The following is a 19,453-nucleotide window of genomic DNA, read 5'->3' as shown; positions in this document are numbered from 1 at the left end:
CAGTAAGCTCCTAGCTTATTTTTTATTCAACGGTTGGTCATTAAAAACGGCAATTATTTTTTCATCTTCTTGCTGAGTTGCCATCACTAAGTATAATTTTTTATCTGGATATTTAGAAACGGTATAACTACCATCATCATTTAGTAAACCATCTAGAGAATCCCATGACTCAAAAGTTTCTTCATAAGAAAATTTTTCTTTAACTTTCTTAACTTCCTCAGTTCGTTCTTTTAAAACCTCTTTTTTTACTGTCGTTGTCCCAGTATTAGTGGCAATTTTATCCGGTGCTTTTGTTTTCATCACTTCAGTATAGTAAAAGTAACCGCCCCCAGCAATAACTAAAACAATAATTAGTACTGATATAAATTTTTTCATTTACTTACCTCTTCTTCTTCATTTAGACTCAAGTAACCCTTCACTATTTTTAAAACATTATCTTCTAAATCTTGTAAAGGGATAATTCTTGCCCGACGTAAATATTCCTGTCCCTCAACAAAGAGTAAAATAACTGGAACCGTCATTACTTGATATTCGCCAGCAACTTCCGGTGTTTCAAGTGTATTGATTTCAATAAACGTCACTTCTTCTTCTAAATTTGCAAACTTTTTTTCTACTTGTGGTTTTAATCCGTGACACACACTACAGTTTGGCTGTCCAAAATAAGCAAATACCAACGGATTATTTTTGATTTCATTCTTCACTTCTTCAATTTTTTTAATTTGTTTAAACATGATAGACCACCTTTTTTATTTCTTACACTTATTGTAATGAATAAAAGTCAAAATACCAATGTTTTTGCCCATAACTAAAGGTCAGCGTATAAAGCATGCCGTTTGGTTACTACTCCAATATCAAATGTTCTTTTAAAGTAGTCATACAAGCAATAAGTAACCATAAAATTCCAAGCTCCTAAGCTTATCTGATCAGAATAAATAGTTTGCCATGTTTTTTCAAATTTATTTAAAAAACTTGGTTTTGTCCAAAGTTCTTTTGAATTAAGTTTTAAAAGATGAGGCTGATATTCTTCATTTTTAATTTTAACATACCCCATTTCAAACAAAGCGGTCATGAATATATCTGGAGTTGTCGTTGGCACTTTTTTATTTTTAAATAACCGTCTTAATTTTCGTTCTGTATATTCTAAAAAATAGTGAGGATTAACATCCCCTATTCTTTGATAAACAAGCTGTAATTCTTTCGGTAAGACATAATTAGGTAGTTTCAATAAATTGAAATAATCAACAACGCTCGCTTGATAATTTGGATTGAAAGTATCCAGTGTTAACCATTTATCCCGATGCCCTTGCATCATTTTTAATTGTAAAGGATAATCTTGCCAACGGTCGAGGTGTGAGGATTGTTCAAAAAAATAAAATGGTTCTTCAGAAATCAAGGCTTCTGCTAAAGCCAAAACGAAAGCAAAAACTTTTGTTTCGTTGCACTCAAGACTAGAAAAATAGTCGTTCTCTTCAAGCCAGTTTTTAAAATGAGATGAGGATTGTTCACACAGTATCTTCACTTCTTTAACAATGCTTTCTTGCAAATCGACCGATAGTTTAGCCTGTTTTAAACGATACCTTCCGTGGTGACGTTGAATAATTTCTGCAGTAATCAAAGGGTCTATAAATTTCTCCATATTATCAAATAATGGAAAGGCTTGTTTCATTTCTCGTAGTGTACAATCCTGATGATCTGATAAAAATGTACAAATTGGGATAAAATTTTCATTTTGAGTATAACTCATCAATTTGGGATTAAAAAGAAGTGTATTTAAAATTAACATTACCTTTTTCCTCCTTTCAAAAAGAGATTAAAACACAAAGATAAGGCTGTAAGTTTATCTTATCAGCCTTATCGCTTCAATCAAAAAATTTAATTAAATGCATTCGTTAATGGTGGTACCACTTGTTTTTTACGTGATACGACACCTTTTAACAAAGCAATATTATTTTCTAACGTGACATTAAATGCTGCTTCTACCTTATCTTTTGATTCTCCAATGACAAGTGCAACAGAATCACTATCTAAGATATTCGTAATAACTAGAATAAATAAATCGTAGCCATTCGCTGTATTTGCTTCTAACATCGCTCGTTCTAAGTCCGCTTGACGGGCCAATACTTCTTGAACATCTACCGTATTTACTTGACCAATTCGAACGTTTTTACCGCCCATTGGAAAACTTTTAGCATCGGCATCAATTAATTCCTCACTTGATTTATCTGCTAGGTTCGTTCCGGCTTTTAGCATTTCTAAACCATATTCTTCTAAATCAACACCTGCTATTACTGCTAATTCTTTAGCAGCTGTTATATCTTCAGTTGTACAAGTTGGTGATTTAAATAATAAAGAGTCTGAAATAATTGCTGATAGCATTAGGCCGGCAATTTTTTGAGGAATTGAAATTCCTTTTTCTTTATACAATTTTAAAATAATAGTATTTGTACATCCCACTGGCTCTGCACGATAGTACAAAGGATTCGCTGTTTCAAAATTAGCAATCCGATGATGATCAACCACTGCTAATACTTCAACATCTTTAATATCAAGTGCGCTTTGTTGTACTTCATTATGATCAACTAACATTACTTTATCTGTTTCATTCGCTACCGTTGTTACTATACGAGGCGCCTCAACTTCAAAATAATTCAGTGCATAGGCCGTTTCTTCATTAACTTTACCTAAAGCCACTGCTTCTGCATTCACGCCTAATTTTTTTTGTAAGTAAGCAAATGAAATCGCAGATGTAATAGCATCCGTATCTGGATTTTGATGACCAAAAATTAAAACCTTTGTCATAACATATTCCTCCAATATATAATCATTCCATATGGTGTATTATAACATAAAAAATCTCCTCATATTAGCCAGTTTATGAAATAATTTTTAATCCAATTGCTGAAATTAAAATCAAACTAATAAAAAAAAGTCTTTTAATATTTCTCGGTTCTCCGTAAATAATAATCCCCAAGACAGCGCCTCCTGACGCACCAATCCCCGTCCAAATAGCATAAGCTGTACTCATTGGTAAACTTTTCATAGCAAAACTTAACAGTAAAAAACTTGCGACAAAAAAAGCAATCAATTTAATAATATTTGCCCTTGTTTTATTTTTTAAATAGGTATTAATGGCATTCACACCAAACATCTCAAAAATTCCTGCTAAAACTAAACTCACCCAGGCCATCATTAATCAACTCCTTCTTTAGTCGATGTTTTCAAACCAACAACACCTATCATTAATAAAATAATAAAAAACAACTTAGCAAGTGTGAGGTTTTCTCCAAAAAGAGCAGCACCTACAATAACAGTTCCTACCGTTCCAAGACCTACAAAAACAGCGTAAACGGTTCCTACTGGTATCTTTTCACCAGCTTTAATCATCAAATAAAAACTCATAAAAATAGCGACTAACGTCACTCCCCATTCTAAAATTGAATCAGCGTGCTTCAACCCGATGACCCAACTGACTTCAAAAAGCGCTGCAATAACGACCTGTATCCATGGGTTTTTCATCATATTTCTCCTTTCATTTAGAAATAGAATATAAAAAACCTAAGAAATGATTGATTACTCAAACATCTCCCAGGCTTTTATCCTTCCGTGACATAGTCAAAAGACCATGGCCTTTCTCTCGGACCAGACAAGTCGAAGACCTCGGAACCCTAGAAAGCACAATTATTCTATTTCTGAAAACTCATTGATTTTCAATACATTGTAAACTTTAACTTCCTTATTGTCAACTAGCTGTTTTAAATCAATTTTAGAAATGACATGTGTTGAGTAGGGTTGATGATAGTAGATTAACTCATTATTATTGAAAACAGCTTTGTACTGACTATAATCACATTCACCTTGGTTATTTTTTACAGCTCCTTTAGGGACGGAAACATTATCTAATAAATGAATAATCTGGTTCACTACTTCCGCTTCATCCCCTTCCCATAACATCACATGTCTCAAATAGACAGCTCTAATGAAACGTTCTGAAGAGGTAAAGCCTCCAGGTAACCCAAATGTTCCAGAACTCAAACCTGTCGGTAGTAAATCAAATTGATCCACCTCTCGTGACAACATCGCATGATTATCTAACCCTAAATAATTCCGCGCATTCTTTAAATGCCACTCTAGCTCCGGACTATTTGCCATTACGCCTAAGCTATTTTCTTTTATTTTTAAAATTCCTTCTGAATTATCAGATTCTAAAACAATGGATTCACCACTTACATCAGAAACGATATAATGTAACGGTACAGTAGTGTTTATCATTTTATTTGGTATATTTTGCAAGCAAATATCATTTATCTTATGACGTAAATCAGTAATACTTGCGATGTCACCTAATAACCAAGTAATAAATTCATGAGGAGCCAAGTTTATCTTATCTTTTATTAATTCATCTTGATATCTTGCTTCTCCTGAAAAATAAAGTTCAGCAATCGAAACCCCTTTTTCATTAATCCCGTCTGCTAACAAATATTTTGCTTCTGCAGCACTTCCACTTCCGATAAAAGCGTATTGACTGGTATGTTCTTCACCTGATAATGATTTCCAAACATATCCTCGAGGAATAAATATAGGCGTAGCCTCTAGTGGAAATACAAAATCCATCGTTCGTGCTAAATAATGTTGTTTCGTTTTAGATGTTACAAAAATACTTGTACACATTTTAAACACTCCTTAATTTCATGATGTTCATATTATACACCTTTATTGTTTTGTATGCTAAAAAAAACCTTAACCACTTGTTTTGCAGCCGTTCAAATACACTACAAAAAATGGTTAAGGTTCTTTTTTATCTAGTCAAATATTTTTGATATTCGTCAACATGCAATAATTTTTTAGCATTATCAACACGTTCTTGCGTTGGAGGATCGATCCCTACCAATGGATAGTCTAAGCCCATATCCTCCCACTTGAAAATTCCCATTGTATGATAAGGTAAAACTTCTACTTTATCAACATTTTTCAACGTTTTAATAAAATCATCTAAACGAATTAAGTATTCATCATAATCTGTTCTTTCAGGAACAAGGACATGTCTTACCCAGACTGGTTTATCAATTTCAGATAAGTAATGAGCCATTTCTAAAATACTATCATTTGGATTCATTGTTAATTCTTTATGACCTTGATTATCAATATGTTTCAAATCAAATAACAGTAAATCAGTATATTTCATTAGTTCATTGAATTGACTGAAGAAAGGCTCTTCATAAGTAAATGGACGACCACAAGTATCAATCGTTGTATGGATGCCATGCTCTTTAGCTTTTTTGAAAAGATCCGTTAAAAACTCTGGTTGAAGTAAAGGTTCACCACCACTTATCGTGATCCCCCCTTTATCTCCCCAGTAGCCTTTGAAACGCAAAGCTTCTTCTAGGATTTCATCGGTTGTAACTTCCCTGCCCCCGCCAATTTTCCAAGTATCTGGATTATGACAAAATTGGCAACGCATTTTACAGCCTTGCATGAATACAATAAATCTAACTCCTGGACCATCTACGGTTCCAAAATTTTCTGTTGAATGAATTCTACCCTTTACTGGTTGTGACATGACGTTTCCCTCAATTCTTTTAAAAAAAGAGGCGACTCAATAATCGCAAGTCACCTCTTCTTAATATTTTATTTAATTACATTTTATCGTGAGCAGTACGTGAAATAACGTCTGCTTGTTGTTCTGGAGTTAAGTCACGGAATTTAACCGCATAACCAGAAACACGAATAGTAAGGTTTGGATATTTTTCTGGATGAGCTTGTGCATCTAATAATAAATCAGTTGTAAAGACGTTAACGTTTAAGTGGTAACCACCATTATCAAAGTAACCATCCATTACGTTTCTAAGGTTAGCAATACGTGTTTCATCGTCTTTTCCTAGACCGTTAGGATTAATTGTTTGAGTATTTGAAATACCATCTAAAGCATGTTTATAGTCTAAACGAGCTGTTGAATTTAATGATGCTAATAAACCATTCTTTTCACCTAAGTATTTACCGTCTTGATAACTTGGGTTAGCACCAGGTGCTAAAGGTTTACCTGCACGACGTCCATCTGGTGTATTACCTGTTGCTTTACCGTAAACAACATTAGAAGTAATTGTTAATAATGATGTTGTTGGTGTAGAGTTACGGTAAGTATGTTGACGTTTAATTTGAGTCATGAAGTAATCTAAGATCCAGTTTGCCATCGCATCTGCTTCTTCATTATCATTACCATAAGTTGGAAATTCTTTTGTTGGTTCATAATCTACTGCTAAGCCATCTTCGTCACGAATAACTTTAACGTTACCATGTTTAATAGCCATTAAACTATCAGTTGCATGAGAAATACCTGCAATACCAGTTGCAAACGTACGTTTTAAGTCAGTATCCATGAAACCTAATTGTGCTGCTTCATAAGAATATTTATCATGCATAAAGTGAATAACATTTAATGTATTAACATACAATTCTGCTAACCAATCCATCATATCTTTATAGCGTTCAATGAACTCATCAAATTCTAAAACATCTGATGTAATTGGACGATATTTTGGTGCAACTTGTGCTTTAGTTTTTTCATCAACACCACCGTTGATAGCATAAAGAACAGCTTTAGCTAAGTTGGCACGAGCGCCAAAGAATTGCATGTCTTTACCAACAACTGTTGCAGATACACAACAAGCAATCGCACAATCATCTGAACCCCAGTTAGCTCTCAATAAATCATCATTTTCAAATTGGATTGAAGAACTTTCTTTTGCAATTTTAGAAGCAAAAGTTCTGAATCCTTCTGGTAAACGAGATGAGTAAAGAACAGTTAAGTTTGGTTCTGGTGATGGTCCCATGTTTACAAGAGTATGTAAAATACGGAAATCATTTTTAGTTACTAATGAACGGCCATCCAAGCCCATACCTGCAATTGATAAAGTTGCCCAAATTGGATAACCAGAGAATAATTGATTGTATTCTGGCGTACGAGCAAATTTAACCATACGTAATTTCATGATTAAATGGTCGATTAATTCTTGAGCTTCATTTTCAGTAATAACACCATTTGTTAAATCACGTTGGATATAAACATCTAAGAACGCTGAAATACGGCCAATTGACATTGCAGCTCCATTTTGTGATTTGATGGCTGCTAAATAACCAAAGTATGTCCATTGAATTGCTTCTTGAGCATTTGCTGCTGGTCTTGCAATATCAAAGCCATAATAAGTAGCCATTTCTTTAATTTGGTTTAAAGCTTTAATTTGATCTGAAACTTCTTCACGTAAACGGATAACATCATCAGTCATCACTTTGTTTCCAACATTTGATAAATCTTTTTTCTTTTCAGAAATCAAGAAATCCATTCCGTATAATGCTAAACGACGATAGTCACCAATAATACGACCGCGACCGTATGCATCTGGTAAACCAGTAATAATTTTATTTTTACGAGCAGATCTCATTTCTGGTGTGTAAGCATCAAAAACACCTTGGTTATGAGTTTTACTCCAATCAGAAAAGATTTTTGTCATTTCGTCATCAATTTCGTAACCATTTGAAACAAGAGCGTTGTTAGCCATGTTAATACCACCAAATGGCATAAATGCTTGTTTTAAAGGAACATCAGTTTGTAAACCAACAATTTTTTCTTCTTCTTTGATTAAATAACCAGGTTCATGAGAAGTAATAGTTGCAGGAATATTGCTGTCCATATCGTACACACCATTTTTTTCGTGTTGTACTTCAAATAATTCTTGTAGTTTAGTCCATAGTTTGTCTGTGCTTTCTGCAGCAGGTTCTAAGAAACTGTCGTCACCTTTGTATTCTGTGTAGTTGTGTTGAATAAAATCTCTCACATCTACTGATGTACGCCATTTTTCGCCTTTAAATCCATTCCATTGTTCTGTCATTTTCAGGATCCTCCTAAATTGATCTTTGTTTTTTAGGTCAATTACTTATTTACATGCTCATTATAACACAAAAACAGAAGTGCGCAAGTGTTATAGTGAAAAAAGAATAAAATTAAATGATTTTTCACTCAATCCTGTACAAAGGTTGATTTATCAAGTTTATAAACATAAAAAAACAAAACTAACACAATGTAAGCAACAATAAAAACTGTACTATAACAGAGCGTTTTATCACTCTTTGTCCTATAACAGATTTATGATAGTGAAAAAAATATTTTAATAAAAAAACTGAGAATAATTTATTATTCTCAGTTTAATGTGATGTCTATTCGGTTTAAGAAAGAATTACATCTTATTTAATAACAAGATAAATGTCACCATCTTCTTTTTCGTCTATTAAATAAGAACCGTTGGATGCCCGATCATTAATTGGAATTTCCTTAATCATTACAGAATAACTTTTTTCGTTTTCAGTAACCACTTCAAATGACTCTGTTTCTGATCCCAAGAAACTCGTATGAACACGATGTGGATTGGTTTTAAGCTCTCTTAAAACCATCAAGCCTCGCTTAGCACGACTTAATTTACTTAATTGCCCAACATCCATTCTTTTAATCGCTCCTCGTTGTGTTAAAACAGTCAAAGTTTCTTTGGCTCCTCTTTTGAAAACAAAACCTGAAACGATAAAATCGCCTTCTTTAAGATTCATGGATTTAACTCCAGCTGCTTTAGCTCCAACTATTGGAACTTCCTCAAGTGCATATAACAAACCAAAAGCACGATTTGAAACTAATAAAACATCTCGTTTTTCATCCGTTTCTTTTTGATAAACGGCAATGACCTCATCTTCTTTTTTCAATTTAATCATCATTGTCGAGCGACTACGATACGTACGCCATGGTTCAAACTCTTTTAAATCTGTTTGTTTTATCATCCCATTTTTTGTCATAATAACTAATTGGCCACTTAACTCAACTTCAGATTTAAGGGTTAACACTTTTAAGATTTGTTCATCCGAAGCTAGATTAGAAATAGCTAACGAAAGGTGATCTCCCACTTCTTTCCATCGTTTATCAACTAATTCATGGACAGGACGATAAATGACACTACCTTTTGTCGTTAATAAATAAAGATGATCATGTGTATTTAGCTGCTCACTAAACAATAATCCATCTGTGTCTTTCATTTCAATCTTATCTTCCTTAGAAGCGTTATATGAGCGTAAACTACTACGTTTAATGTATCCCTCACGAGTAATACTCACCATCACTTCTTCCTGTGGAATTAAAACAGCTGTTTCAATCGTAATTTCTTCAATTTCATCTTCTAATTGAGTTAAACGAGGCGTTTGAAACTGTTTTTTAACCTCTCTGAGCTCAGATTTCATCACCTTAAACAACTCAATTTCATTATCTAAAATTAATTTTAGTTTTTCAATAGCGCTCGTAAGTTCAGCAGCTTCTGCTTCCAAAGCCACAATATCGGTGTTCGTTAAACGATAAAGTTGTAAAGAAACAATCGCCTCTGCCTGTTCCTCACTAAAAGCAAATTGAGTAATTAAATTCTGCTTAGCATTTTTTTTGTCTTTACTTGCTCGAATTGCTACAATCACTTCATCTAGAATTGACAAAGCTTTGATTAATCCGGAAACAAGATGTAATCGTTTCATTGCCTTGTTTAATTCAAACTTACTACGTGCACTAATTACTTTCTTTCGGTGCTCAACATAGGCTTGTAAAACGACTTTAAGTCCTACTTGTTCTGGTCTTAATTTATGAATAGCCACCATATTAAAATTATAATTAATTTGTAAATCGGTATTTTTTAATAAATAATTCAAAATACCATTGGCATCAACATCTTTTTTTAATTCGATAACCACTCTTAAACCCGTTCGGTCACTTTCATCTCGAACCTCAGAAATCCCTTCAATTCTTTTGGTTAACCGTAGTTCATCTATTTTTTTCACTAGATTTGCTTTATTAACTTCATAAGGTAATTCTGTGACAATGATTTGCTCACGACCTGCTTTTAGAGGTTCAATTGAAGTAATCGAACGTAAATTAACTTTTCCTTTACCCGTTTCATAAGCTTTCTTCAATTCTTTTTTGCCTTGTAAAATACCACCTGTCGGAAAATCAGGACCCGGTATAAACTCCATTAATTTATCCAAAGAAGCCGTAGGGTGATCAATTAAATAAATCGTTCCATCAATCACTTCACCTAAGTTGTGTGTCGGGATTTCAGTTGCATAACCTGCTGAAATTCCAGTTGAACCATTTACTAAAAGATTAGGATATTTTGCGGGTAAGACTGTTGGTTCTTTTTCAGTATCATCAAAGTTCCAAATAAAATCAACCGTTTCTTTTTCAATATCGGTTAATAGTTGTTCACTTACTTTTGAAAGCCTAGCTTCTGTATAACGCATCGCAGCAGGTGGATCGCCATCCATGCTCCCGTTATTACCATGCATTTCTATTAATGGTTCTCTTAGCTTCCAATCTTGGCTCATTCGAACCATCGCTTCATAGATACTACTATCGCCATGAGGATGATAGTTACCCATAATATTCCCAACTGATTTGGCAGACTTTCTAAAAGCTTTATCATTCGTATTACCATCTTTATTCATCGAATACAAAATACGACGTTGAACTGGTTTCAGTCCATCTCGAATATCTGGTAAAGCTCTATCTTGAATAATATATTTAGAATAGCGGCCAAATCGGTCTCCCATCACTTCTTCAAGTGTTAATTCTTGAATGTTTTGGCGTTCACTCATTTATTTTTCGCTCCTTAATTCTCAAGTTTTAATGATCAAATAAGTTGATGTCTTCAAAATTAGCGACGGATTCATCCGTGCCATGATTCTCTAATAAACTACCTTCTTCTTCCATTGTAAATTGAACATTTTCTTCAATCCAACGACGACGAGGTTCAACCTTATCTCCCATTAAAGTAGTCACTCTACGTTCAGCTTTTAGAGCATCATCGATTCTAACGCGAATTAACGTCCGTGTTGTCGGATCCATGGTTGTATCCCATAATTGGTCTGCATTCATTTCACCTAACCCTTTGTAACGCTGTAACATACAGCCCTTACCCATCTCATCAGTAACTCCTGCTAATTCCTCATCGGTCCAAGCATAAGCAATTTTTGCTTTTTTACCGACACCTTTTTGAACTTTATATAGAGGAGGTAAAGCGATATAAACTTTTCCAGCTTCAACTAATGGTTTCATATAACGATAAAAAAAAGTCAATAATAACACTTGAATATGCGCTCCATCGGTATCAGCATCGGTCATAATAATGACCTTGTCGTAATTACAATTTTCAACTTCAAAATCAGCACCAACACCAGCGCCAATTGTATAAATCATTGTATTAATTTCTTCATTTTTCATGATGTCAGCTAATTTCGCTTTTTCAGTATTAATCACTTTTCCTCGCAAAGGTAGAATCGCTTGAAATTTACGGTCACGCCCTAATTTAGCTGAACCGCCGGCAGAATCACCTTCGACTAAATAAAGTTCATTTCTTTTAGGATTTTTAGATTGTGCTGGTGTCAATTTTCCCGACAACAGTCCTTCATTTTTCTTTCGTTTTTTACCATTTCGACTATCTTCACGAGCTTTACGTGCTGCTTCTCGAGCTTCTCGAGCTTTTAACGCTTTCCTAATCAACATTTGTGCCATATCATTATTTTCTTGTAAAAAGAAACCAAGTTGTTCACTAATCACTGTTTCTACTGCTGAACGAGCAATCGGCGTGCCTAGTTTTGCTTTAGTTTGGCCTTCAAATTGAAGTAAATTTTCAGGGATTTTAACTGATATAATCGCAGTTAAACCTTCTCTGAAATCACTACCTTCTAAATTTTTATCTTTTTCTTTTAATAAACTGACATTACGCGCATAATCATTGAATGATTTTGTCAATGCGGTCTTCATTCCTGTTTCATGCGTTCCACCGTCTTTTGTTCTTACATTATTAACAAAAGATAACGTGTTTTCAGAATAGCCGTCATTGTACTCACAGGCAAATTCAACCTCGATTTCATCTTTTTCTCCTTCAAAATAAAAGATTGGAGTTAAAGCATCCTTACCTTCATTTAAATAGGCCACAAATTCTTTAATTCCTTCATTATAAAGAAAAACATCTGAACGATCGGTTCGTTCATCAAGCAAAGTTACTTTAATCCCTTTAAGTAAAAATGCTGATTCTCGCAAGCGTTCAGCAAGTATATCATAAGAGAAAACAATATTTGAAAAAATCGTTTCATCCGGTTTAAATGTAATTAATGAGCCATTACGTTCCTTGTTAACCTTACTCCGTTTGACTTTACCAACAGGATGTCCGCCTTTTTCAAATTCGATAGAAACCTTCTCACCATCACGAACAGTGGTTACACCTAGATAAGCTGATAAAGCATTAACCACACTGGCACCCACCCCATGTAAACCTCCTGAAGTTTTATATCCTCCTTGCCCAAATTTACCACCTGCATGAAGAATTGTAAAAATAACTTCCATCGTTAGTTTTCCTGATTTATGAGTTCCTGTCGGCATTCCTCGGCCATAATCACGAACAGTGATACTGTTATCCTTGTGTATGATGACATCTATCTCATCACCATAACCAGATAGTGCTTCATCCACCGCATTATCAAAAATTTCAAAAACTAAATGATGAAGTCCTTTAGAATCTGTCGAACCAATATACATACCTGGTCTTTTTCTAACGGCTTCCAATCCTTCTAAAACTTGAATGGACGCATCATCATATTTTTTATTGATTTTATTTGACATAAAAAATCTCCTTTAACCTGTTCTCTTTAAAAAGGCAATCATTTCTACTTTCATTATCTTACTTCATATTAAAAAAGATTGAAAGCCTAAAATAGGCAAAAAAAAACAACTTGGTAAACAAGCTGAATCTTCTCTATCAAATTCTAACCTCAGCTTTATCATATAACAAATTAGCAAAATATTCAAAGTTTTCTCTAACCTCTGTCTTAACTGTACTTTTTTTATTAATCGTTATATGATATAAAAAAGGGTCGTTTTTAACGAATGAAAAGAGGGCTAGATATGGAAAATAAAATTTATTCTAAGAAAGCTAATTACCTATTATTTGCTTTATTGATTGGCTATATTATTATATATATCGACAAATTATCCGTTGGTTTTGCGATTGTTTCAATTAATAAAGACATCCCAATGTCCGAATCAACTCAAGGACTAATCATGAGTGTCTTTTTTATCGGTTATGCTTTATTTCAAATTCCCATGAGCTTCATGATTAATCGGGTTGGTGAGCGGGCTGTTATCTTATGGTCGCTAGTGGCCATTGGTGGTTTTGATTATCTGTTTTCACTCTCAGATACTATCACTTTCTTATTAATCACACGGTTACTATCAGGCATGCTAGCCCATTCTGGATATGCTTCAGCTTCAAGTAAAGAAATTGTCACTCATTTCCCCATTGAAAAAAGAAGCACTGCCAAAGGTATCTTGATTTCAGCTTCTGGTTTTGCTGGCATATTAGGCCCACTTCTACTTCCTCCAATTATCGAACGATTTGATTGGCGTTTTGCTTATAAAAGCCTAACGATTTTAGCTTTAGTTACTGCTGTTTTTCTATTCTTTTCAATTCCAAAAGATCGTAATAAATTAATAAAACCAGAAGAAACTGAAAAAATTTATATTCGTAAACTTATTCGTGATCCTAATATTTATTTATTAGTTTTAGCTGCCTTTTGTATTAATAACGTTCTTTATGGCATTGGTAGTTGGCTACCCAGCTATCTTGTGTCTGTTCGTTCAATCTCTTTGGTGCAGGCTGGTATTATCAGTTCTATTAGTGGTGCGGCTTCGTTAATGGGGGCGATTTTAGGTAATGTTGTCGTTCATCGACTCTTTAAAGACAAAGATGAGAATGTCATTATTCTTTCTTCTCTAATTGGAAGCTGTAGTCTTTTAATTGCTTATTTTCAAGCCTCTTTGACCTTTTTTATTATTTTATTAAGCATTGCTTCTTTTTTCTTAACCTTAACATTTGTAAACGTCATGTCAATTCCCCTGAAACAGTATGAAGGAAGTCAATTTGCCCCAGTCTACGCTAGTGTTGCAACAGGGGGAATTGTAGGTGGGGCTGTCGTCCAACTTATCATTGGTCTTTTGGTTGATCTCACCGATAGTTTCTCTGCTGCATTTATTTATTTTTTCATCGTCGGTTGTTTAACCAGCCTAACGATTCTACTGATGAGAAAAAAACAACCAGCAAAAAACAAAAAAAAAACGATGGACTAAAGTTGCTATGAGCTCTTTAAGTCAGATTAAAATTCTAACTTAAAGAGCTCATAGCAAGTCTCATCGTTTTTTATTTATCTAACTCTATTTTAATACAACGATCCATCACAATATCCACTTTACCATGTCGAGTCAAAATGATCGCAGCCTCTTCACTTGATAAGCCTAATTGAGCCCAAAAGACTTTAGCGTTTGTTTGAACAAATTCGTTCGCTATTTCTGGTAAAAACTCACTCCGCCTAAAAATATCAACAATATCAATTGGTTCAGCAATCTCTTTCAAGGAACCATAGACCGGCTCTCCCAATATTTTTTGACCTTTCAACACAGGGTTAACTGGAAATATATGATATCCTTTTTGTTGTAACAATTCAGCTATTTCATAACTTGTTCGGTCAACCTTGTTGCTAAGTCCTACAATCGCAATATTTTTTGCTTCTTTCAAATAACCTTGAATCACTTCATCTGATGGATTTTTAAATATCATTTTTTTCCCTCCAATTGCTCTACTTACTTCAGTTTAAACGCTCTTTAAAAATTCTGCAAGCTGCTTGTTTTCATATTGTTGTCTTTCAGTATTCATGGTAAAATGATGCGTATCCTTAAGGAGGTATCACCTGTGAAACTCATCTTGTTATTCTTTTTAGCTTACATGCTAGGTTCCATACAATCTGGAGTTTGGTTAGGTAAAATTTTTTACCATAAAGATATCCGTGATTTTGGTAGTGGCAATACAGGTACAACTAATACTTTTCGGGTTTTAGGAAAAAAGCCAGGTACCGTTGTTCTAATTTTAGATATTTTAAAAGGTACGATTGCTACTCTTCTACCCTTGTGGTTCAATTTATCAATCAATCCCTTATGGTTTGGTGTTGCGGCCATTTTAGGGCATACCTTTCCGATTTTCGGCAAGTTTAAAGGAGGAAAAGCTGTTGCTACAAGCGCAGGTATGCTGTTAGCCTATAGCCCAACTTTCTTTATTTATTCATTCAGTTTATTTATTATTCTACTTTTTATAACCAGCATGGTTAGTCTTTCTAGTATGATAAGCGCTGTCGCCGTTACCCTCTCAACGATTGTTTTACCTTTAACTTTTCCAATCATTTTAAGTCATCAAAATTGGTTACTAACTATTTTAGCGACTCTGATTAGTATTTTTATTATCTATCGTCATCGTGATAATATTAAACGTATTAAAAACGGGTCTGAAAGTTTAGTTCCTTTTGGTCTTAACTATCGGAAATCAATCAAAAAAGATAAATCTTAAATACGACATCCTAATATTTCGAGACTGCTTTTTTAATCAGCAGTCTCGTTTTTTTATTTTATCATTCTTCTCACAATTTCGTAATCACCTTGGTAAGGAGCCGACTCTCCATTTATCCTTTGATAAGCATCTCGTCCTTTTCCTGCAACTACCACCACATCACCCGGTTCAGCTTTCGCTATTGCCTGTCGAATGGCTACTTCTCGATCCATTTCAAAAGATTGCTCCACTTTAATATTAGTAATGGAAGCACTAATTTCATTTGCTATTTTTTGTGGGTCTTCACGATCAGGATCATCCGCTGTCAACACGACAACGTCTGTTAAATCACTAAGGACGGTTCCAAAATCCTTACGACGCGATAAGGCCTTGTTACCTGGACTTCCAATTACTGTAATAATTTTCGCTTTGGGATGTTCTTTCTTTGCAAAGGTTAATAAACTTTGTAAGCTAATTAAATTATGTGCATAATCAACATAAATATCAACTCCAGACTGGGTTTGTAAATGATCCATGCGACCTGGAACCTCCGCAATGGCCAGTCCTTGCTTACAATCTTCTAAAGTCGCCCCTGCTAATGAAGAAACGATTAAAGTTGCTAATGCATTATCTTTATTAAAGTCCCCTCGCAAGCTAACATCGTACTCTCCCGCTATTTTAGGTCCCGCTTCTCTTGTTGGGTTAACAACAAAGGCTTGTGGTCTTCCTATAACTTCTTTCCAATAGTAATCAGCCTCTTTTGAATGTGAACTATAAGTCAAATAAGGAATTTTCTTTGTTTGAAGGATTTCTTCTAAAATATCAAAATAATCCGTTTCTTTAAATAAAACAACTTGTTTAGAATTTAAAAGAAGTTGTCGCTTACAATAAAAATAATCATCAAAAGTCGGATGTTCAATTGGGCTAATATGATCCGGCGAAATATTTAAAAAGATACCAACATCAAATAATAAATTATAAACACGTTGAACTTTATAGGCTTGAGAAGATACCTCCATAATAAAATGAGTCATACCATTTTCTACAGATTCACGCATCATTCTAAATAAATCTAAAGATTCTGGAGTAGTTAATTTAGATTTAAAAAAAGTCACACCATCCAACGTTGTATTCATTGTAGATAACATTGCTGTTTTTTTATGTGTCGCTCTATCTAAAATAGACTTTGTAAAATAAGAACACGTTGTTTTCCCCTTGGTTCCTGTATAACCGATTAAGAATAACTCTTTTTGTGGATAATTATAAAAAGCCATCGCAATAATAGACATCGCTTTTTTGATGTCTGTTACAATAATACCAAGTTTTCCATCCACATCATAAGGGGTTTCAGAAACATAAAAAGATAAGCCATTTTTTATCGCTTCTTCTAAAAAGGCTTGTTTAAAACCAATCCCTTTGCAAAAAAGCAGACTATCTGTAGCAACTTGACGAGAGTCATAGGTCAGTTCAGTTATCACCTGATTCGTTATTGGTAAGTGATAATGCCACTCCTTATTAGTAATAAATTCTTTTAATAGGTGATGTTCAAGTAACAGTTCTTCAATTTTTTTCAATGTTATTGTCATTCAATTGCCTCAATTCTTTAACACTTTATATTTTCTATTTCTTTCATTATAACTATTTTTATCTTTTTAATAAAGGCAAAAAAAAATAGTCTGTTAAACAGACTATCCCCCCATAATATAAAAAATTAATTTTAAATTTTAATGTATCATCGTTAGATTTTTCAACTTTCCCATACTACTTAAATATTTTTAAGTATTCCCCATTTAGTTAAGCTAAAATCAAATCAATAAAATACTTTTACTAACTTTTAAAATTAACTTCCCCTTGTATAAGATTTACACATCTTGAATACTTCGTTATAATAGCATTTAAACGATGACTTTGTCATGACCCAAAACATGTATAAGCTTACACATGTTTTGTAATGAAAAGGTGGTTAACATGTTAAAACTTACAAAAGAGAAAGATCTTTACACTCTATATCTTTTATCCTACTTTGATAAAACGTCACTAATCGAACTTAGCGAGTTGCTTTATATTCCTACACGAACAGTTAAAGAAGGAATCAATCGCTTAAACCAGACCTTTATGAGTAAAGATAATCCAGAAAAACTGATTATATCAAACCATAAAGGGGATATTTATTTTAATAAACATTATGATTCAAAAAAAATATTGATTATTAATCAAATCCAATTACATTATTTAAAAGAGTCTCCTGTATTCAACCTTCTTGTTCTTTTGGCCAACTATTATCAATTATCCACTCAAGAAGTTTGTGATAAACTTTTTATTTCAGAATCTTATTTGAGAAAATTAGTGAAAGTAATAAATCGAGCGATTTCGCGATATTCTTTTCGCTTAAGAAGAGAAAAGAATTTTTATTTTTTCGATGGTAATGAACTTAACATCCGTCTTTTTCTATACCATGTTGTAAAAGATACTTATCAAAATATCGAATGGCCTTTTGAAACAAAAGTTCCTAGTTCTTTTCAACTCACTGATTCATCAGATAAAGCAGAATTCAATACTCTTTATCCGTCAACTTCTCGAAAGAATTCAATCGCAATGTTTATCTTAATCAACGATGTTCGCGTCAAAAATAATAAGGAGATTGATATTCATTTTTCTAATACTTTAAAGGATATTTTAAAAATAATTTTGTGTAATAATCATTCTCTCAATTTATTTAAAAATAAACTCCTATCTGAAGAAACTAGTCCAAAAACTGAAAATGATCAATTGGCTTTTAGCTTTTTAACTCACTTGCACTCAGCTAGCAACGTTACAGATAACGAAAAGCGAAATATTGCTAGGCAACTACTTGAACATGATTCTGAATATGTACAACTAGCAGCGACGATTATCGAAAAAAGCTCAACTGCGTTAGATGTGAATATTAGTTATGCTGATTTTCTCATCCAAATCTATCATCTCGTTTATTACTTTGTTATTCACTTAATTGTTGGTGATATTTGGTTTGATATTCGAAATTTAATCCCTCTATATCCAACTTCCGTACGAGGTTCTATCACGGATACTGAAACACAAACAATTATGATACTCATAGAAAAAGAAATGAAAACAAGTTTTTTAAAAGATATTTTTACAAATCGAAAAAGTTATTCTCGATTTGTTCATTTCCTTTCACACCTTTTAAAATCTTATAAACAAGAAAAAATAGCTATCAAATTAAACTTTTCAAAGAACGTTTCTTACTCCTTTTTAATTCAAAAAAAATTAAAAGCTTATTTTTCAAGTGATTTGATTCAATTTACAAATCATATTGAGAGGGCTGACTTGATTATTACTGATTCACTTGATATTTATGACGAAAAAACGGAAACGTTTTTACTCACTTCTATTTTTTGTCCCTATATTTTTGAACAACTTATTTCCAAAATAAACCAACTCGCTACCCATAAAAATATTATTTAAAGCTTATTTTTTGTGTTTTTAAAACAACTCATGCTATACTTGTCTTAAATAAATAACAAGGGGGACATTTTTATGACAGACAAAGGTTTTACAGACAAAATCAAAGGTAAAGCAAAAGAAGTAACTGGTGATATCACAGGTGATAAAGAGTTAAAATCTGAAGGTTTAGTTGATCAAGGAATCGGAAAAGCTAAAGAAGTTAAAGAAAATGTCAAAGACGTCGCTAATGAATTAACAGAAAAAGCTAAAGATAAGCTTAATAAAAAAGATTAAGAAATTAGAAAAAACGGTTCTGTTGCAAAGTTAAAAATAAAAAGAGACTTTTACTTAATTGTTTCAACACTATGCTGGAACCCCTAATAATTGATTTCATGAATCACTGAAAAGCCAAAGAGACTTCTGTCTCTGCGGCTTTTTTTGTATAGAAAATGTATCGTTTCAATTCTAGCTCTATAATAAATAGGACTGATGAGAATTTTAAATTCTTATCAGCCCTATTTTTATTTTTGATATAAAAAACATATCGTCTTTCTGTTATGATTTAAGTA

Annotated in this window: 17 protein-coding genes, 1 pseudogene and 1 riboswitch; of the genes and pseudogenes, 4 read left to right on the top strand and 14 right to left on the bottom strand. The window is 33.3% G+C overall.

Annotation, left to right across the window (positions count from 1 at the left end; genetic code table 11):
• Positions 1-15: 15 nt before the first annotated feature.
• The 11 genes from ACTJFD_RS07140 to parE all read right to left on the bottom strand — a co-directional run bounded on the left by ACTJFD_RS07140 (position 16) and on the right by parE (position 12,691).
• On the bottom strand, positions 16-375 hold the full coding sequence (locus ACTJFD_RS07140; RefSeq protein ID WP_442260653.1) for a hypothetical protein: 360 nt from the start codon (positions 373-375) through the stop codon (positions 16-18).
• Positions 372-731, bottom strand: coding sequence for a thioredoxin family protein (locus tag ACTJFD_RS07135; protein WP_442260652.1), 360 nt, complete (start codon positions 729-731; stop codon positions 372-374). Before ACTJFD_RS07135 ends, ACTJFD_RS07140 begins: the two co-directional genes overlap by 4 nt.
• A gap of 74 nt (positions 732-805) precedes the next feature.
• Positions 806-1,783: a DUF1803 domain-containing protein gene (locus ACTJFD_RS07130; RefSeq protein ID WP_442260651.1), complete on the bottom strand. Its 978-nt coding sequence runs from the start codon at positions 1,781-1,783 to the stop codon at positions 806-808.
• Positions 1,784-1,872: 89 nt separating this feature from the next.
• Positions 1,873-2,799: a manganese-dependent inorganic pyrophosphatase gene (locus ACTJFD_RS07125; RefSeq protein ID WP_442260650.1), complete on the bottom strand. Its 927-nt coding sequence runs from the start codon at positions 2,797-2,799 to the stop codon at positions 1,873-1,875.
• Between the two features lie 73 nt (positions 2,800-2,872).
• Entirely contained in the window at positions 2,873-3,190 is a 318-nt protein-coding gene (locus ACTJFD_RS07120) for a DMT family transporter (RefSeq protein ID WP_442260649.1), read from the bottom strand.
• The gene (locus ACTJFD_RS07115; protein WP_442260648.1) at positions 3,190-3,516 is read right to left on the bottom strand and encodes a DMT family transporter; all 327 of its coding nucleotides are present in this window, start codon (positions 3,514-3,516) and stop codon (positions 3,190-3,192) included. The genes ACTJFD_RS07120 and ACTJFD_RS07115 overlap by 1 nt, the downstream gene beginning before the upstream one ends.
• A 64-nt stretch (positions 3,517-3,580) precedes the next feature.
• Positions 3,581-3,680: riboswitch (guanidine-I (ykkC/yxkD leader) on the bottom strand.
• Complete coding sequence (locus ACTJFD_RS07110; protein ID WP_442260647.1) at positions 3,679-4,668, bottom strand: choloylglycine hydrolase family protein; 990 nt, start codon at positions 4,666-4,668, stop codon at positions 3,679-3,681. It overlaps the preceding riboswitch by 2 nt.
• 127 nt (positions 4,669-4,795) lie before the next feature.
• Positions 4,796-5,557 carry a pyruvate formate-lyase-activating protein gene (pflA, locus tag ACTJFD_RS07105; RefSeq protein WP_442260646.1) on the bottom strand — a complete coding sequence of 254 codons (762 nt, stop codon included), beginning with the start codon at positions 5,555-5,557 and terminating at the stop codon, positions 4,796-4,798.
• A gap of 76 nt (positions 5,558-5,633) precedes the next feature.
• Positions 5,634-7,883, bottom strand: coding sequence for a formate C-acetyltransferase (gene pflB, locus ACTJFD_RS07100; RefSeq protein ID WP_442260645.1), 2,250 nt, complete (start codon positions 7,881-7,883; stop codon positions 5,634-5,636).
• A gap of 352 nt (positions 7,884-8,235) precedes the next feature.
• A complete protein-coding gene (gene parC, locus ACTJFD_RS07095; RefSeq protein WP_442260644.1) occupies positions 8,236-10,665 on the bottom strand; it encodes a DNA topoisomerase IV subunit A in 2,430 nt (809 codons plus the stop codon).
• A 28-nt stretch (positions 10,666-10,693) separates the two neighbouring features.
• Entirely contained in the window at positions 10,694-12,691 is a 1,998-nt protein-coding gene (gene parE, locus ACTJFD_RS07090) for a DNA topoisomerase IV subunit B (protein ID WP_442260643.1), read from the bottom strand.
• A 282-nt stretch (positions 12,692-12,973) separates the two neighbouring features.
• On the opposite strand from parE, the gene ACTJFD_RS07085 reads away from it, so the two are divergent.
• Positions 12,974-14,194, top strand: coding sequence for an MFS transporter (locus ACTJFD_RS07085; protein ID WP_442260642.1), 1,221 nt, complete (start codon positions 12,974-12,976; stop codon positions 14,192-14,194).
• Between the two features lie 70 nt (positions 14,195-14,264).
• Here the strand turns inward: ACTJFD_RS07085 and ACTJFD_RS07080 are convergent, their stop codons facing one another.
• Positions 14,265-14,681 carry a CoA-binding protein gene (locus ACTJFD_RS07080; RefSeq protein ID WP_442260641.1) on the bottom strand — a complete coding sequence of 139 codons (417 nt, stop codon included), beginning with the start codon at positions 14,679-14,681 and terminating at the stop codon, positions 14,265-14,267.
• A gap of 132 nt (positions 14,682-14,813) precedes the next feature.
• Here ACTJFD_RS07080 and plsY point away from each other — a divergent pair, with 132 nt between their 5' ends.
• The gene (gene plsY, locus ACTJFD_RS07075; protein WP_442260640.1) at positions 14,814-15,461 is read left to right on the top strand and encodes a glycerol-3-phosphate 1-O-acyltransferase PlsY; all 648 of its coding nucleotides are present in this window, start codon (positions 14,814-14,816) and stop codon (positions 15,459-15,461) included.
• 53 nt (positions 15,462-15,514) lie between these two features.
• Here plsY and ACTJFD_RS07070 read toward each other — a convergent pair whose 3' ends face one another.
• Positions 15,515-17,026 (bottom strand): UDP-N-acetylmuramoyl-L-alanyl-D-glutamate--L-lysine ligase, encoded by a 1,512-nt coding sequence (locus ACTJFD_RS07070; RefSeq protein WP_442260639.1) that lies wholly within the window; start codon positions 17,024-17,026, stop codon positions 15,515-15,517.
• A gap of 382 nt (positions 17,027-17,408) precedes the next feature.
• Between ACTJFD_RS07070 and ACTJFD_RS07065 the strand changes: the two genes are divergently transcribed.
• Together ACTJFD_RS07065 and ACTJFD_RS07060 are read left to right on the top strand one after the other, a co-directional pair.
• Positions 17,409-18,905 (top strand): helix-turn-helix domain-containing protein, encoded by a 1,497-nt coding sequence (locus ACTJFD_RS07065; RefSeq protein WP_442260638.1) that lies wholly within the window; start codon positions 17,409-17,411, stop codon positions 18,903-18,905.
• A gap of 72 nt (positions 18,906-18,977) precedes the next feature.
• Positions 18,978-19,178 carry a CsbD family protein gene (locus ACTJFD_RS07060; RefSeq protein WP_442260637.1) on the top strand — a complete coding sequence of 67 codons (201 nt, stop codon included), beginning with the start codon at positions 18,978-18,980 and terminating at the stop codon, positions 19,176-19,178.
• A gap of 83 nt (positions 19,179-19,261) precedes the next feature.
• Here ACTJFD_RS07060 and ACTJFD_RS07055 read toward each other — a convergent pair.
• Positions 19,262-19,348, bottom strand: a pseudogene (locus tag ACTJFD_RS07055) (IS6 family transposase); the annotation flags it as partial.
• Between the last annotated feature and the right edge of the window lie 105 nt (positions 19,349-19,453).

Source organism: Vagococcus sp. (assembly GCF_052102835.1).
Classification (GTDB): domain Bacteria; phylum Bacillota; class Bacilli; order Lactobacillales; family Vagococcaceae; genus Vagococcus.
The sequence above is the reverse complement of the archived record's forward strand: the minus strand, read 5'-3'. Positions and strand labels throughout refer to the sequence as shown.

Bases quoted from the DNA above. Each gene is read 5' to 3' on its own strand.
- ACTJFD_RS07140 (WP_442260653.1), bottom strand. From the start codon at position 375: ATGAAAAAATTTATATCAGTACTAATTATTGTTTTAGTTATTGCTGGG.
- ACTJFD_RS07135 (WP_442260652.1), bottom strand. From the start codon at position 731: ATGTTTAAACAAATTAAAAAAATTGAAGAAGTGAAGAATGAAATCAAA.
- ACTJFD_RS07130 (WP_442260651.1), bottom strand. From the start codon at position 1,783: ATGTTAATTTTAAATACACTTCTTTTTAATCCCAAATTGATGAGTTAT.
- ACTJFD_RS07125 (WP_442260650.1), bottom strand. From the start codon at position 2,799: ATGACAAAGGTTTTAATTTTTGGTCATCAAAATCCAGATACGGATGCT.
- ACTJFD_RS07120 (WP_442260649.1), bottom strand. From the start codon at position 3,190: ATGATGGCCTGGGTGAGTTTAGTTTTAGCAGGAATTTTTGAGATGTTT.
- ACTJFD_RS07115 (WP_442260648.1), bottom strand. From the start codon at position 3,516: ATGAAAAACCCATGGATACAGGTCGTTATTGCAGCGCTTTTTGAAGTC.
- ACTJFD_RS07110 (WP_442260647.1), bottom strand. From the start codon at position 4,668: ATGTGTACAAGTATTTTTGTAACATCTAAAACGAAACAACATTATTTA.
- pflA (WP_442260646.1), bottom strand. From the start codon at position 5,557: ATGTCACAACCAGTAAAGGGTAGAATTCATTCAACAGAAAATTTTGGA.
- pflB (WP_442260645.1), bottom strand. From the start codon at position 7,883: ATGACAGAACAATGGAATGGATTTAAAGGCGAAAAATGGCGTACATCA.
- parC (WP_442260644.1), bottom strand. From the start codon at position 10,665: ATGAGTGAACGCCAAAACATTCAAGAATTAACACTTGAAGAAGTGATG.
- parE (WP_442260643.1), bottom strand. From the start codon at position 12,691: ATGTCAAATAAAATCAATAAAAAATATGATGATGCGTCCATTCAAGTT.
- ACTJFD_RS07085 (WP_442260642.1), top strand. From the start codon at position 12,974: ATGGAAAATAAAATTTATTCTAAGAAAGCTAATTACCTATTATTTGCT.
- ACTJFD_RS07080 (WP_442260641.1), bottom strand. From the start codon at position 14,681: ATGATATTTAAAAATCCATCAGATGAAGTGATTCAAGGTTATTTGAAA.
- ACTJFD_RS07070 (WP_442260639.1), bottom strand. From the start codon at position 17,026: ATGACAATAACATTGAAAAAAATTGAAGAACTGTTACTTGAACATCAC.
- ACTJFD_RS07065 (WP_442260638.1), top strand. From the start codon at position 17,409: ATGTTAAAACTTACAAAAGAGAAAGATCTTTACACTCTATATCTTTTA.
- ACTJFD_RS07060 (WP_442260637.1), top strand. From the start codon at position 18,978: ATGACAGACAAAGGTTTTACAGACAAAATCAAAGGTAAAGCAAAAGAA.